Below are 14,746 nucleotides of genomic sequence, written 5' to 3' on the forward strand. Positions count from 1 at the left end.
TGCGCGGCCGGTCGCCGGCTAAGAGCTGGCGAACCTGCCTGTGATCCAATCCACGAAACGTCTCGCTCCCGGTGATATCAGCGAGAAATCGCGTGCAACGACGAAGTACGCGCCACAGGGAAAGTCGACATCGAAAAGCGGCAGTATACGACCAGCCGCTATTTCCTCATCGGCAAAAATCCTGTCCAGAAGACCGACGCCGTGGCCGCGCAGCACAGCCTGGAGCACAAGAGCGCCATCGGCAAAGACCGGGCCACGTTCATTCTCGGGCGGGTTGATGCCCGCAAGCTGAAACCACCGGCTCCAGATATTGCGGGTCTCGTCATGTAGCAATGTCTGGTCGAGAAGGTCAGAGGGCTGCCGAATCGGTGCGCTTCCGCCCACCAGCTGCGGTGCCGCGACCGGGACCATACTCGTCTGCGCCAGCCGGATTGCCTCGGTGCGCGGCCATGCGCTCAGTTTTTCGCTAAAGCGTATGGCGATCTCGGCCTGATGGGTGCGAAATTCGATGGCGCGCGGATCGGAGTCGATGATGACTTCGACATTCGGATGCATCATCCGGAACTTCTGGAGATAAGGCACAAGCCAAAGCGCCGCGAATGTCGGCTCGCTGCTGATCGTCACTTGCTGGGCCGCATCCGTGCCGATAATATCCGTCAGCGCGGTATCGATGCTGTCGAATGACGCGGTGAGGACGGCCAGCAGCCTGGCGCCATCCGCCGTCAGCACCACGCCGCGATGCACCCGCTCGAACAGCGGCCGGCCAAGCTGGAACTCGAGATCGCGAATCTGCCGGCTGATCGCCGCCTGCGAAACCAACAGCTCTTCAGCCGCACCGGTGAAGCTTTGCAGTCGCCCCGCCGCCTCGAAACTTCTCAATGCCGTCAACGGCAAACGACCACGCTTCATGCATAACCTCAAGTCATGTGAGGTGGTCACTATACTCGTTTGAGCAACGAGGGCAACGGGCGGACAATGCGGGCAATCGGAAAGGATAAAGCCATGATTGCCGCCATTTTACAGATCTATCTCGATGTCGTGATGCTGGTCACCCAGCAACGAACAGCACCAAGATGCGATTGCCCGACATGCAGGGATTATTGAAACGCGAAGGCCCGGCCGCGCCTATCAAGGGCGGGGCCGGGCCTTCGAAACGCATTTTGATATGTTAGGCGACCGGCGGCGGACCGAACTGGTTGTCGCCCGGGGTGCCTTCCGTGGCATACCAGTAGATCAGCAGAATGCCCCCGATGAGCGGCACAAGCGCGATCAGGATCCACCAGCCGGACTTGTCCTTGTCATGTAGGCGGCGAATGCTGACAGCGATACCCGGAATGAGGGTCGCAAGTCCAAAGATCGAGGCCAGGACAGGAAAACCGAGAATGGCGTTGTCGACAAATTCAAGGACAACGGAAACAATAATGGCGAAAAGGACATACCACCAGAATTCAGAGCGGCTCGCCCTGCCATTGAAATCGGCGTATTTCTGCGTGAGAACTGTTTTGACTGCATCGGCGAAATTCATTTGGACCCCCAAAAAGATGTGAATACTTCATCTCGCGCTCGACTGAATGAGTCGAGCCGCTAGCGTCATAACGGGACACAGGCCTGGTTTATTCATCCTCCCTGCAAGTCTCCCCACCCGCGAGACTAGCGTCTCATTCGGATATTGTCACATTATTTCGAAGAGCGTGAAAAAGGCGCTCCGAACCACTCCGAAGCGCCTTATTTACTGGTGATTTGTCGAAGCTTACTGCGCGGCTTCCGCCTGGTGTTCGTCAATTTCGCCCATCCGGTTCCAGGCATCGAGGCCGGCAATCTTGTAGGCCTCGGCGAGCGTCGGATAGTTGAAGGTGTTCTCGACGAAATAGTCGACCGTTCCCTTGAGGTTGAGCACGGCCTGGCCGATATGGATGAGCTCCGTGGCACCCTCGCCCAGGATATGGACGCCGAGCAGCCGGCGGGTCTTCAGCGAGAAAATCATTTTCAGCATGCCGTTGTCGAGACCCATGATATGGCCGCGTGACGTCTCGCGGAAGCGGGCAATGCCGCATTCATAGGGGATGTGGCGGCTCTTGACCTCTTCTTCTGTCAGGCCACAGGTCGAGATTTCCGGTACGGAATAGATGCCGTAGGGGAAGTATTGCGGCGGCTCGGATGTCGGTGCGCCGATGGCGTGACGGGCAGCGATGCGGCCCTGCTCCATGGCGGTCGAGGCAAGGCTCGGAAAGCCGACGATATCGCCGGCGGCATAGATGTTCGGCACTTCGGTCTGGAAGGTTTCCTGGTTGACCTTGATGCGGCCGCGGCCATCAGCGGTCAATCCGGCAGCGTCAAGATGCAGGGATGCGGTGGCGCCCATGCGGCCGGCCGCATAGAGAACCATGTCGGCGACAACCGTACGTCCGTTGGACAGCGTGACCTTGCACTTGCCGCTCGGCTCGCGCTCGATCTTCTCGGCGGACTGGCCGAACAGAAGCTTCATGTTGCGGTCACGCAGCTGATAGGCGAAATCCTCGACGATCTCGCGATCGATGAAGTCGAGCATGGTGGCGCGCGGCTCGATGACGGTGACTGCCGTGTCGAGCGCCGAATAGATCGTCGCATATTCGATGCCGATGACGCCGGCGCCGATGACGATCATTGAACGGGGAATATCCTTGATCTCGAGCAGTTCGTCGCTGTCGATGATCTTGTCGTCGAACGGCACGTTGTCTGGCCGGAACGGCTTGGTGCCGATCGACAGCAGGATCGCATTGCCGGTGACGCGCATGATCTCGCCGTCGCTCTTTTCGATCTCCAGCGTGTTCTTGTCGACGAAATGGGCGGTGCCGCGGATCTGCTGAACGCGATTGCGGGAGAACTGATGCTCCAGCACTTCGACTTCATGATCAAGGGTGATCAGCAGGCGGCGGCGAAGGTCCTCGGAACTGATTTCCTGCTTGACCCTGTAGGCACGGCCATAGAAGCCGCGTTCTCGCCAGCCCGTCAGGTTCAACGCGGTTTCGCGCAACGTCTTGGACGGGATCGTGCCGGTGTGCACGGAGACGCCGCCGACCCGCGTTCCCTTCTCGACCACGAGCACCCGCTTGCCGAGTTTGGCAGCCTGGATCGCGCCGCGACGACCCGCCGGGCCGCTACCAATCACGATAAGATCATACTGGTTCATAAGTCTGTCCCGATTTTCGAATGCATATTGCGCCGCAACAATAGCGCCCCCGCAAGCAGTCTATCAACTCAATGTTACTGATTCATAGCAGATGGACGATATGCCAAGCTTGTGGCGTAGCGCTGTGCAAGCGCGAATTCACGCCAGACAATAACGCATTTTCGCGGTGCAGTATAGATTTCTCGCCCCTTACGGAAGCATCTTGAATTCCAGCATCAGATTGCGCTCGAGCAGCGAATGATTGTCGTCGGAAATGACGATCAAATGTGTCGAGCCGTCCGCCGCCTTATAGGCATCCAGACCTTCCATATTATCGATCTGGTGGGAGAAGTCCGCCTCCATCAGCGTCTCGCCCTTCAGCGTCGCACCGGGAGTGATGTCAGCCGTCGAGAACTTGCGGATGCGCATGCCGATGCCGTCGTTGAGGCCGAATTTGCGTTCGAGCAGCAGGAAGCTGCCATCTTCGAGCACGACACCATCGGTGACGTCATAGGGCGCCAGCCGCTCGACGTAGAAGGAGCCCTTCTTCGGGCCGGATTGCACGCCGGCAATGAAATTGCCCTGTTTGTTGTAGCTGCGCTCAGCCACGAAAAACAAGGCACCGCCCAGCGGTCCACTGTCGGCGTCCTTCAATACCGCTTCCATGCCGCCGTTTTCGCGGAGATGTTCGCCAGGTGTCAGAACCGGCGCCTGCACATCGATCGGCGCAGACGTCTCGAAACCGGGATAGGGAAAGGCTGCGATGCGGTGGCTGCGCTCGAAGCTGACATAGACCCGGTCCTTGCCGAGCACCATGCCCTCGGCGTCAAAACCGTCCTTGTCATGGGCGCTGCGGCCGCTTGCATCCTTCATCGACCAGATCTTGTAATCCTTGATGCCGGCGAGCTTGCCGTCAGTGTCTCGCTCTACGTTGCCGGTCGCCCAATGACCGGTGTCCATGACCGAGAGGAATTTCGTTCCGTTGTCGGCGAGCCGGATCGAGGATACTGCGCCCATTTCACCATTCTTGGTGGCGAGAACGAGGCCACCTACGAATTCCAGCTTGCCGTAGACTTTGCCAGCGCCGCGTTTGAATTCGGGGATCTGCATGGCCTTGACCGGGATTTCCTTGCCGTCGGCCATAGAAGGCTGGCCGCCGAAAGCGACGGGAAAGGCAACTCCAAAGGCGAGGAAGGGCAGAAAGGCGAGGAGGGCGAGAACTTTTTTCGATGCCAAGCGAATTTCCTTTGTTTCAGAACTCATGGCCCGAAGCCCGGCTCCTCCAAACCGGGTCTGCCGGAGGGATAGCAGTAATCCCTCAGACTTGTGACAATCTTAAGCCCGCCGACGCTTTCGTCCCGAAGACTGCTGCGCTTCATCCGCAAAAAGCGCCGCGAGCTGCTCGGTCATGGCGCCCGCCAATTCGTCCGCATCGATGATGGTGACCGCCTTGCGATAATAGCGCGTCACGTCGTGGCCGATACCGATCGCCAGCAGTTCCACCGGCGATTTGGTCTCGATCTCCTCGATGACCGCGCGCAGATGGCGTTCGAGATAGTTGCCGGGATTGACCGACAAAGTGGAATCGTCGACCGGCGCGCCATCGGAAATCATCATCAGGATGCGGCGCTGTTCGGGCCGGGCCAGCAGGCGATTGTGCGCCCAGATCAGCGCCTCGCCGTCGATGTTCTCCTTGAGCAGGCCTTCGCGCATCATTAGGCCGAGATTGCGCTTGGCGCGGCGCCAAGGCGTATCGGCCGATTTGTAGATGATGTGGCGCAGATCGTTGAGACGGCCGGGCGTCGCCGGCTTGCCGTTTGCCAGCCACTTCTCACGCGACTGGCCGCCCTTCCACGCCTTGGTGGTGAAGCCGAGAATCTCGACCTTGACACCGCAGCGTTCCAGCGTGCGGGCAAGGATGTCGGCACAGGTGGCAGCGACCGTAATGGGCCGGCCGCGCATCGAGCCGGAATTGTCGATGACCAGGGAGACGACCGTGTCGCGGAATTTGGTGTCGCGTTCCGCCTTGAAGGACAGCGGCTGCATTGGGTCGATCACCAGGCGCACGAGACGGGCGCTATCGAGATAGCCTTCCTCGAGATCGAAATCCCAGGAGCGATTCTGCTGCGCCATCAGCCGACGCTGCAGCTTGTTGGCGAGCCTGCCGACCGCGCCCTGCAGGTGGGCGAGCTGCTTGTCGAGGAATGCCCTCAGCCTATCGAGCTCGGCTTCGTCGCAGAGTTCGTCGGCGGAAATGACCTCGTCGAATTCCTGGGTGAAGGTCGAATAATCGACCTTGAAATCGAGGTCCGAGAGCGGATTGTTGGGGCGCTTGACCTCGCCGGGTGTTTCGGAATCCTCGTCGGATTCATCGACCAGATCGTCGTCGGAAATCTCGGCGCCGTCGGTTTCACCTTGCTCCATCTGCTCTTCGGCAGCTTCGTTCTCGTCGGCAGGCGCCTCCTCGATGCCTTCCTCCTCGTCGGAGGCGTCGTCGTTTTCTTCCTGGCTACGGGGCTGGTCTTCCTCGGTGGAGGTGTCCTGGTCATCGGAGTTCTGCGACTCGTCGCCGATGTCCTCGGCCAGATGCATCGAGGCCAGCATGTTGCGCACCAGGCGTGCAAATGCTTCCTGATCGTCCATCGCCGACTTGAGCGAACCGATTTCCTTGTCGGCGGTCTGCTGGAAGAATTCACGCCAGAGATCAAGTACCTTGCCGGCGCTCTCGGGCGGACGCTCGCCGGTCAGGGCCTCCCGCACCAGCAGCGACATCGCTTCTTCGATCGGCGCATCTTCGCGCTCGCCAACGCCGGCGAAATTCGCCTTGGCATATTTCTCCGACAGCATCGACTTGAGGTTCGAGGCCATGCCGGTCATGCGGCTGGCACCGATCGCCTCGACGCGGGCCTGCTCGACGGCGTCGTAGATGGCGCGGGCATCCTGGCCTTGCGGCGCGAACTGCGTGTGCAGGCGTTCGTTGTGGCAGGCCTTGCGCAGCGACATGGAATCGCCGAGGCCACGCAACACCGAAAGTTCGGTGGCCGTGGGCTTCTTGGAAAGCTCGGGCAGGCGCATGCGATCGCCGGCAAAACCCGGCCGATCATTGGCAAAGGTGACTTCGACTTCGGCGCTACCCGCAACGGAGCGGATGCAGCCGGTCAGCGCCCGGCGGAAGGGTTCGAGATCGACACCCAGCCCAGCCCTTGCTCGCGAATTATCGCCCGGTCCCGCTGCCATTGCCTGCTCTCCCGTTGTTAGACGCCGAGAACCATATTGGCGGCGCTTTCCTTGAGTTCGACGCCAAACACGCGCTGATACTGCTCAGCCACCAGGGCGCGCTCGAGATCATCGCATTTGTTGAGGAACGTCACGCGGAAAGCAAACGAGATGTCTCCGAAGATCGCTGTATTTTCCGCCCAGGTGATCACCGTGCGCGGGCTCATGACGGTCGACAGGTCACCATTGATGAAGGCGGCGCGCGTGAGTTCGGCAACGCGCACCATCTTGGCGATCGTGTCGCGGCCCTTGTCGCCCGAAAGCGTCTTGACCTTGGCGACGACGATGTTCACTTCGTGGTCATAGGGCAGATAGTTGAGCGTGGTGACAACCGACCAGCGGTCCATCTGTGCCTGGTTGATCTGCTGCGTACCGTGATAGAGGCCGGACGTATCGCCGAGGCCAACGGTGTTGGCCGTGGCAAACAGGCGAAACGCAGGGTGCGGGCGGATAACCCGGCTCTGGTCGAGCAGCGTCAGGCGACCGGAGGATTCCAGCACGCGCTGGATGACGAACATCACGTCCGGGCGACCGGCATCGTATTCGTCGAAGACGAGCGCGACATTGTGCTGGTAGGCCCACGGCAGGATGCCGTCCTTGAATTCGGTGACCTGCTTGCCGTCCTTGAGAACGATCGCATCCTTGCCGATCAGATCGATACGGCTGACATGGCTGTCGAGATTGACGCGGACGCAAGGCCAGTTGAGGCGGGCTGCGACCTGTTCGATATGGGTCGATTTACCGGTGCCGTGATAACCGGAGACCATCACGCGGCGATTGTGGGCAAAGCCGGAGAGAATGGCGAGCGTGGTATCGCGATCGAACAGATAATCCGGGTCAAGATCCGGCACGTGGGCGTCGGCTTCCTTGTAGGCGGGCACGCGAATATCGGAATCGATGCCGAACACCTCCCGGACCGAAACGCTGGTGTCGGGAAGCTTTGCAATATCAACGTCTATCTTGTTCATCATATCTCCAGCGCGAACGACGGTCGTCGTCCGCCAAAATAACCGGCAATGTCCTACAACTGGTTCTCAGAGAAAGCCAGCCTGTTTCAGCAATTGATAGGCCTGAATCACCTCGCGAAATCGCTCTTCAGAGCCGCGATCGCCACCATTTGCGTCAGGATGGTGCTTTTTAACGAGATCCTTGTACCGCGACTTGATGTCGCTGGAGGTTGCATTGGCCGCAAGCCCGAGCGTTTCGAAGGCCTTGCCTTCCAGCGGCTTGAGCTTTCGGTCACGTCCGCTTTCCTCGTGCTTGCCACCGTTCATCCGCCAGCCGGCAAAGCCCAGCGGATCGCGCAGCTTGGCGGCACCGGTGCGCGCCTGGTTCATTGCCGGCGACCACTTGGCGTTCTTGTTGACACCCATGCTCCAGGTCGGCCGGTTGCCGGTCACCGCTTCCTTCTGGTAGCGGGCGACCTCGGTGTCGGAGAGGCCGGAGAAATAATTGTAGCCCTTGTTGTAATCCTTGACGTGCTCGAAGCAGAACACGAAATACTGGCCCTCGGCGTTACGTCCGACGGGGGCGCGATGGATTCCAGGTTTCTCGCAACCATCCCACTGACAGATGGGCTTGGTCGGCACGTCGTCTGCACGCGCGGTCTTGCTGCGCTTGGAACGGATGGAATCGAAATATTTTGAGTCGAGTTTCATGTCGCCCATTATGGGTCTCGCGTTCGTTTGCTTCAAGAATTGACAAAGCGGAAAGTTCTTGTCTTTGTGAAGGTTTTTGCAGCGGATACAGCATGACCCTCGAAGACAAAATCAAATCGGCTCTCAGCGATGCGTTTGCACCTTCTTATCTCGAAGTTATCAATGAAAGCCGTCAACATGCCGGACATAATCCGGAAGCGGCGGCAACGGGCCAGACGCATTTCCGGATAAGGATCACGTCCGATAAATTTTCTGGCGTCAATCGCGTAGCGAGCCATCGTGCCATCAATGAGGCGCTGGCCTTCGCTTTCGACGAGGGCTTGCATGCATTGGCGATCGAGATCCAAAAATAATTCTCAGCCGACGGCCCAGAACATCTCGAACATCGGATCAAACACCGTCACCGGACCCGCACCTGTTTCGATCCTGGCAGGATAGTCGATCGCCCGGTCCTGCTTCGTCAGCGTGATACGCTCCTCGTTCGGCTCCAGACCATACCAGGCCGGACCATTCAGCGACACGAAAGCCTCTAGCCGGTCCAAGGCATTTTCCTGTTCGAACACCTCAGCAAGGCACGACAGCGTGTTGATCGAGGTGAAGCAGCCGGCGCAGCCGCAGGCACATTCCTTCAACGGATCGACATGCGGTGCGGAGTCCGTGCCGAGGAAGAATTTCGGGTTACCCGAAGTGGCCGCCTTGCGCAACGCCTGCCGATGGCTCTCGCGCTTGGCAACGGGCAGGCAGTAATAATGAGGTCGGATGCCGCCCGCGAGGATCGCATTGCGGTTGATGATAAGATGGTGTGTGGTGATCGTACCCGCAAGGTTTTGCTTGGATTCTTTTATGTAATCAACGCCGTCGCTGGTCGTCACATGCTCCATCGTGACTTTCAGTTCCGGCAGGCGCTTGCGGATCGGATCGAGCACATCTTCGATGAACACTGCCTCGCGGTCGAAAATATCGACATCGGAACTTGTGACCTCGCCATGCACACAGAGCGGCAGGCCGATCTTCGCCATCCGTTCCAGCACCGGCATGGCATTGTCAAAATTGCGGACACCCGAATTCGAATTGGTGGTGGCGCCGGCCGGGTAAAGCTTCACCGCCTTGACCAGCCCCGATTTCGCGCCGGCCTCGACGTCGTCGGGATCGGTGCCCTCGGTGAGGTAGAGCGTCATCAGCGGTTCGAAAGAATGGCCCTCAGGCAGGGCCTCCATGATCCGCTCGTAGTAGCTTCGCGCATTGCCCGTCGTCACGACCGGCGGCACCAGGTTGGGCATGATGATGGCGCGTGCGAAATGCGCCGACGTATACGGCAGGACACCCCTCAGCATATCGCCGTCGCGCAAATGCAGGTGCCAGTCGTCGGGGCGGCGGATCGTAAGCGAGGTCATCGGAGGCATTCCTTAAGCGGGGATCTGCGACAGCCAATAGCGCCTAGGGTTGGGACTGTTCAATAGAAAAAGCCGGCGGATCGAAGTCCGCCGGCAATTCGGTCAGCGCTTCTTGGAGGAAACGGTCGTAGAAATCAGGCCGCCAGGGATTCCGCCGGCGGCGCCTTGGCCCCCGTCATGAACGCCACGGCATCCGACATCGTATAGTCCTTGGGATTGATGACGCACAGCCGCTTGCCGAGGCGGTGGATGTGGATCCGGTCAGCGACCTCGAAGACATGCGGCATATTATGCGAGATCAATACGATCGGCATGCCGCGCGACTTCACGTCGAGGATCAGTTCGAGAACCTTGCGCGATTCCTTGACGCCAAGAGCAGCTGTCGGTTCATCGAGGATGATCACCTTCGAGCCGAAGGCCGCGGCGCGCGCCACCGCGACGCCCTGCCGCTGCCCACCCGACAGTGTTTCCACGGCCTGGTTGATGTTCTGGATGGTCATAAGGCCAAGTTCAGTCAACTTGTCACGCGCGATCTTTTCCATTCTGGGCCGGTCGAGCATTCGAAAAATGCTGCCCATCGGGCCAGGTTTGCGAATTTCCCGGCCGAGGAACATGTTGTCGGCAATCGACAGGGCGGGCGACAAGGCGAGATTCTGGTAGACGGTCTCGATGCCGGCCGCGCGCGCCTCCATGGGGTTGGAGAAGTGCACGACATTACCCTCGAGGCGGATCTCGCCTTCGTCGGGCCGGACAGCGCCGGAGATCACCTTGATCAGCGACGATTTGCCGGCACCGTTGTCGCCGATCACGGCGAGAATCTCGCCGGGATAGAGGTCGAAATCAGAGTGGTCGAGCGCGGTGACGCGGCCGTAGCGCTTGACGACACCACGCGCGGTGAGAAGAGGTTCCATCAGCCTGCCACCTTTCTGATCCACTGGTCGACCGCCACGGCCGAGATAATAAGAACGCCGGTGAGCAGCACTTTCCATTGCGGATCTGCACCCAGCATGTTGAGGCCCATCGACACGACGCCGACGATCAATGCGCCGAACAGCGTGCCAAGGATCGATCCGCGACCGCCGAATAGCGAGATGCCGCCGATCACCGCCGCGGTAATGGCCTGAAGATTGTAGTCGGTGACCGCCGCCGAAGGTGAAATCGAGCCGTTGCGGCCTATCGAAACCCAGGCCGCGAGCGCTGCGATCAGACCCGCAATCGCATAGGTACCAAGAAGAACACGGTCCGTTCGGATACCGGAGAGTTTTGCTGCTTCCGGATCGTCGCCGACCGCATAGAGATGGCGGCCCCATGCGGTGTGATTGAGCATGTACCATAGCCCCACGACCAGCAGGACCATGGCGATGACACCGAATGTCAACACGGCCTTGCCGATATGGAAGCTGTTGCCGAAGAAATGCAGGAATGGGGCAACGGCGTCGATGTCAGCATCACGCAACGTCTCATTGGCGGAATAGATGAAATTCGTCGCCATGACGATGTTCCAGGTGCCGAGCGTGACGATGAACGGTGGCAGCTTGATCTTCGAAACAAGGAAGCCGTTAAGAAGGCCGCATAGCCCACCGACCAGAAGGCCGATCAGAATCGCGAACGGCGCCGGAATGCCGTAGGTAACGGCGCATTTGCCCATCACGACGGCCGAGATCACCATGATGACGCCGATCGAAAGATCGATGCCGGCGGTCAGGATCACCAGCGTCTGCGCCGCGCCCAGAATACCGACGACGGCGATCTGCTGCAGGATCAGTGTCAGCGTGTAGCTGGAGAAAAACTTGCCGCCGATGGCCAGGCCGAAGATGATGATCGATGCGATCAGCACAATCAGCGGCACGGCAGCCGGTGTGGAATGTAGGAAATGCTGTACTCTTCTGAGTGGCGAGCGATCCTCAAAAGATGCTACCGCTTTGTCGCTCTGGTCGAGGACTTTTTCGAATTCCTGGATACCCGCCATGGAATGTTCTCCCTCCCGGATCTTGTTGTTACGCAAATCATGTCCGCGCTGATGAAAAGGGCGGCCTCCCAACCGCCCTGATCGTTGTCATCTTCATCCTAAAATGCTTGAGGATCAACCCCAGCACTTGTCCGTGCCAGCCTTGGTGTCGATGGACTCGACGCCTGCTGCCGGCTTGTCTGTCACCAGCGCCACGCCGGTGTCGAAGAAGGTCTTGCCCGGGGTCGGCTTCGGCTTGGTGCCGTCCTTGGCATACTGGGCAATTGCTTCGATGCCGAGCGATGCCATCAGCAGCGGATACTGCTGCGAAGTCGCGCCGATCTGGCCATCGGCAACCGATTTCACGCCGGGGCAACCGCCGTCGACGGAAACGATCAGCACGTCGCCTTCCTTGCCGACAGCCTTGAGCGCCTGGTAGGCGCCGACAGCGGCCGGTTCATTGATCGTGTGGATGACGTTGATATCAGGATCCTTCTGTAGAAGGTTTTCCATGGCCTTGCGGCCGCCTTCTTCATTGCCGTTGGTCACGTCATGACCGACGATGCGCGGATCGTCTTCATCGCCGATCTTGTTAGGATCCTTCGGGTCGATGCCGAAGCCGATCATGAAGCCCTGGTCGCGCAGGACGTCAACAGTCGGCTGGGATGGGGTCAGGTCGAGGAAGCCGATCTTGGCATCCTTTGCCTTGTCGCCGAGGGTGGCGGCTGCCCACTGGCCGATCAGCTTGCCGGCGAGAAGGTTGTCTGTTGCGAAAGTCGCGTCAGCCGCTTCCGGCGGATCGAGCGGAGTGTCTAGTGCAATAACGAGCAAGCCGGCAGCCTGGGCCTTCTTGACCTGGTCGACGATCGCCTTGGTGTCGGAGGCAGCAATCAGGATACCCTTGGCGCCGTCGGCGATGCAGGATTCGATCGCAGCCACCTGGCTGTCGTGGTCACCATCGACCTTGCCGGCATAGGACTTGAGGTCAACGCCCAGTTCCTTGGCCTTGGCCGTCGCGCCTTCCTTCATCTTGACGAAGAAGGGGTTGGTGTCCGTCTTGGTGATAAGGCATGCAGAAACGCCGTCAGCACGTGCAGCGCCTGCAAAGGCTACGCCGAGTGCCAGTGCGCCAATCGTGGCAGCGATAAGAGATGTCTTCATGATTTCCTCCCAAGGAATTTAACGATGGCAACGGCTAACCGTCGCCGCTCAAGCGTTTCGCACTCGTCACGAGTATTCACCCACAGAGCTCCTCCCGCTCAGTGCGACCTGCCACCTTCAACTAAACATCAAACAAAATGCCTGTCAATAAATAAATCGAATTGATTTATTAATCATCTGTGGCATGCTTCGGGTGAAATCATATAGGCAATGCCCGGGAGGAGATTGGGCATGGCGGACCTTGGCTTGATCCAGGACCAGGAAAAATCGTCTGGTGTCGTCGACCCTATGGGCGGCGCCAATCAGATACGCGTGCGCGCCTATAACGAGCGTCTGGTGCTGTCGCTCGTGCGTCGGCATGGCAGCCTTTCAAAGGCGGAAATCGCGCGGCGAACCGGACTGTCGGCGCAGACAGTCTCGGTGATCATGCGCGCCCTGGAAAAGGACGGCTTGCTGGCCCGTGGCGCGCCACAACGCGGCCGCGTCGGGCAGCCCTCCATCCCCATGAGCCTCAATGCCGACGGCGTCTTTTCCTTCGGTCTCAAAATTGGGCGCCGCAGCGCCGATCTGGTGCTGATGGATTTCGTCGGCAATATCCGCATGCAGTTGCACGAGACCTATCGCTATCCAACGCCTGCCGGCGTGCTGCAATTTGCCGAGCAGGCGATTGGAACGATGTACGGGACGATGCGCGCTGGCGATCGTCGCAAGGTCGCCGGCCTTGGCGTCGCTCTGCCCTTCGAGCTCTGGAACTGGGTCGAGGAAATGGGGGCGCCACAGGAGGATATGGACGCCTGGCGCCATGCCGATATCGCAGCTTCGCTGGCTAAAAAACTCGACCTGCCGATCTTCCTGCAGAACGACGCGACAGCGGCCTGTGCAGCGGAACTTGCCTTTGGCAGCGGCTCGCAGTTTGCCGATTTCGCCTATTTCTTCATTGGTTCATTCATTGGCGGTGGTGTGGTGCTCAATCACGCACTCTATGCCGGCCGGACCGGCAATGCAGGCGCCTTCGGCTCGATGCCTTATCCCGATGGCGAGGGCAAGCCTTCCCAACTCATCGACAGCGCCTCGGTCTTCCTGCTGGAAAAAATGCTGATCGACGCGGATAAGGATCCTTCATCCATATGGCTCACCCCTGAGGATTGGGCGGATTTCGGACAGACCGGTAAAATCTGGATCGCGATGACCGCCCGCGCACTGGCCTCGGCAGCGGCGACGGTCTGTTCGGTGATTGATTTCGAGGCCGTGATCATCGACGGCGGCTTTGCGCCGGAAATTCGCAGCGCCATCGTCCAGGCGACACGCGACGAGATCCTCAAGCTCGATCTGCAGGGCATCGAGCCGCCTGTTATCGCCGAGGGCCGCGTCGGCTCGGCGGCCCGCGCGATCGGAGCAGGCAGCCTGCCGCTGTTTTCGCGCTACCACATCGACCAGAGTGTGTTGTTCAAGGAAACCAATTGATGCTTAGAGGTATCGACCCCGTACTCGGCCCGGAACTGCTCGCAACGCTGCGGGCCATGGGTCACGGCGACGAGATCGCACTGGTCGACGGCAACTATCCCGGCGCCGAACATGCTCGCCGGCTGGTGAGGGCCGACGGGCACGACGTGATCCGCCTGCTTGATGCGATTTTATCGCTGATGCCGATTGATGATTTTGTTGAAAACGCCATATTTCGAGCCAGCGTGCGCGGCGATCTCGTCGCTCTCGATCCCGTTCACGAAAATATGATCGCAATTTGCGCGAAATGGGAGCCGCAGCGATCTGTCATCGCGCTACCTCCTGATGCGTTCTATGCGCGGGTCAAGGCCGCGCACGCGGTGGTTCAGACCTCGGAATCGAGGCTTTACGGCAATATTATCCTGCGCAAGGGCGTGGTTCACGCCTGACGGCTGCGCTGGCGATCGCAACCTTCGGTACATTACAGAATTGTAATCAGTCTTCCCTTGAATTGCCGCAATTGGCCACTCACATAATAGACACAGGCGGTCATGAAAGATCGCCTCCACCTGGCTCCAATGGCCCGTCCCCCGCCTTGCCAGGTACGACGGACAAAGGCCCTTCCCCCCTCTCCGGGCCTTTGTCCGCCCTTGCGCTTAAGCCGTTCTGACATCCCCCCTCGTCAGAACGGCTTTTCTATTCGTGGCGATACATCGCA

Annotated in this window: 14 protein-coding genes; 3 read left to right on the forward strand and 11 right to left on the reverse strand. The window is 59.5% G+C overall.

The features are described 5' to 3' along the window. Positions 1 to 18 precede the first annotated feature (18 nt). The 7 genes from ACXHRN_RS22325 to ACXHRN_RS22355 form a co-directional block, all read right to left on the reverse strand. Positions 19 to 909 (reverse strand): LysR substrate-binding domain-containing protein, encoded by an 891-nt coding sequence (locus tag ACXHRN_RS22325; protein WP_488638483.1) that lies wholly within the window; start codon positions 907 to 909, stop codon positions 19 to 21. A gap of 259 nt (positions 910 to 1,168) precedes the next feature. Continuing rightward, complete coding sequence (locus ACXHRN_RS22330) at positions 1,169 to 1,525, reverse strand: DUF805 domain-containing protein (RefSeq protein ID WP_488638484.1); 357 nt, start codon at positions 1,523 to 1,525, stop codon at positions 1,169 to 1,171. Positions 1,526 to 1,750: 225 nt separating this feature from the next. Next, the gene (gene sthA, locus ACXHRN_RS22335; RefSeq protein ID WP_488638485.1) at positions 1,751 to 3,169 is read right to left on the reverse strand and encodes a Si-specific NAD(P)(+) transhydrogenase; all 1,419 of its coding nucleotides are present in this window, start codon (positions 3,167 to 3,169) and stop codon (positions 1,751 to 1,753) included. Between the two features lie 189 nt (positions 3,170 to 3,358). Next, positions 3,359 to 4,384, reverse strand: a complete 1,026-nt coding sequence (locus tag ACXHRN_RS22340) for an esterase-like activity of phytase family protein (RefSeq protein ID WP_488638486.1) — start codon at positions 4,382 to 4,384, stop codon at positions 3,359 to 3,361. 99 nt (positions 4,385 to 4,483) lie between these two features. Continuing rightward, positions 4,484 to 6,385: a cobaltochelatase subunit CobT gene (gene cobT / locus ACXHRN_RS22345; protein WP_488638487.1), complete on the reverse strand. Its 1,902-nt coding sequence runs from the start codon at positions 6,383 to 6,385 to the stop codon at positions 4,484 to 4,486. 17 nt (positions 6,386 to 6,402) lie between these two features. After that, complete coding sequence (gene cobS, locus ACXHRN_RS22350) at positions 6,403 to 7,392, reverse strand: cobaltochelatase subunit CobS (protein WP_488641986.1); 990 nt, start codon at positions 7,390 to 7,392, stop codon at positions 6,403 to 6,405. Between the two features lie 66 nt (positions 7,393 to 7,458). Then, the gene (locus ACXHRN_RS22355) at positions 7,459 to 8,091 is read right to left on the reverse strand and encodes a J domain-containing protein (protein ID WP_488638488.1); all 633 of its coding nucleotides are present in this window, start codon (positions 8,089 to 8,091) and stop codon (positions 7,459 to 7,461) included. An 83-nt stretch (positions 8,092 to 8,174) separates the two neighbouring features. Here ACXHRN_RS22355 and ACXHRN_RS22360 point away from each other — a divergent pair, with 83 nt between their 5' ends. Further along, the gene (locus ACXHRN_RS22360; protein WP_488638489.1) at positions 8,175 to 8,435 is read left to right on the forward strand and encodes a BolA family protein; all 261 of its coding nucleotides are present in this window, start codon (positions 8,175 to 8,177) and stop codon (positions 8,433 to 8,435) included. Positions 8,436 to 8,438: 3 nt separating this feature from the next. Here the strand turns inward: ACXHRN_RS22360 and pyrC are convergent, their stop codons facing one another. From pyrC to ACXHRN_RS22380, 4 genes are all read right to left on the reverse strand, one after another. After that, positions 8,439 to 9,476 (reverse strand): dihydroorotase, encoded by a 1,038-nt coding sequence (gene pyrC / locus ACXHRN_RS22365; RefSeq protein WP_488638490.1) that lies wholly within the window; start codon positions 9,474 to 9,476, stop codon positions 8,439 to 8,441. A gap of 134 nt (positions 9,477 to 9,610) precedes the next feature. Beyond that, positions 9,611 to 10,387 (reverse strand): ATP-binding cassette domain-containing protein, encoded by a 777-nt coding sequence (locus tag ACXHRN_RS22370; RefSeq protein WP_488638491.1) that lies wholly within the window; start codon positions 10,385 to 10,387, stop codon positions 9,611 to 9,613. After that, complete coding sequence (locus tag ACXHRN_RS22375) at positions 10,387 to 11,445, reverse strand: ABC transporter permease (protein ID WP_488638492.1); 1,059 nt, start codon at positions 11,443 to 11,445, stop codon at positions 10,387 to 10,389. The genes ACXHRN_RS22370 and ACXHRN_RS22375 overlap by 1 nt, the downstream gene beginning before the upstream one ends. A gap of 114 nt (positions 11,446 to 11,559) precedes the next feature. Next, positions 11,560 to 12,585, reverse strand: a complete 1,026-nt coding sequence (locus ACXHRN_RS22380) for a substrate-binding domain-containing protein (RefSeq protein WP_488638493.1) — start codon at positions 12,583 to 12,585, stop codon at positions 11,560 to 11,562. A 231-nt stretch (positions 12,586 to 12,816) separates the two neighbouring features. Between ACXHRN_RS22380 and ACXHRN_RS22385 the strand changes: the two genes are divergently transcribed. Both ACXHRN_RS22385 and ACXHRN_RS22390 read left to right on the forward strand, forming a co-directional pair. Continuing rightward, on the forward strand, positions 12,817 to 14,049 hold the full coding sequence (locus tag ACXHRN_RS22385; RefSeq protein ID WP_488638494.1) for an ROK family transcriptional regulator: 1,233 nt from the start codon (positions 12,817 to 12,819) through the stop codon (positions 14,047 to 14,049). Continuing rightward, the gene (locus ACXHRN_RS22390; protein WP_488638495.1) at positions 14,049 to 14,477 is read left to right on the forward strand and encodes an RbsD/FucU family protein; all 429 of its coding nucleotides are present in this window, start codon (positions 14,049 to 14,051) and stop codon (positions 14,475 to 14,477) included. The genes ACXHRN_RS22385 and ACXHRN_RS22390 overlap by 1 nt, the downstream gene beginning before the upstream one ends. Positions 14,478 to 14,746: the final 269 nt, after the last annotated feature.

Source organism: Shinella sp. OV683 (assembly GCF_057787725.1).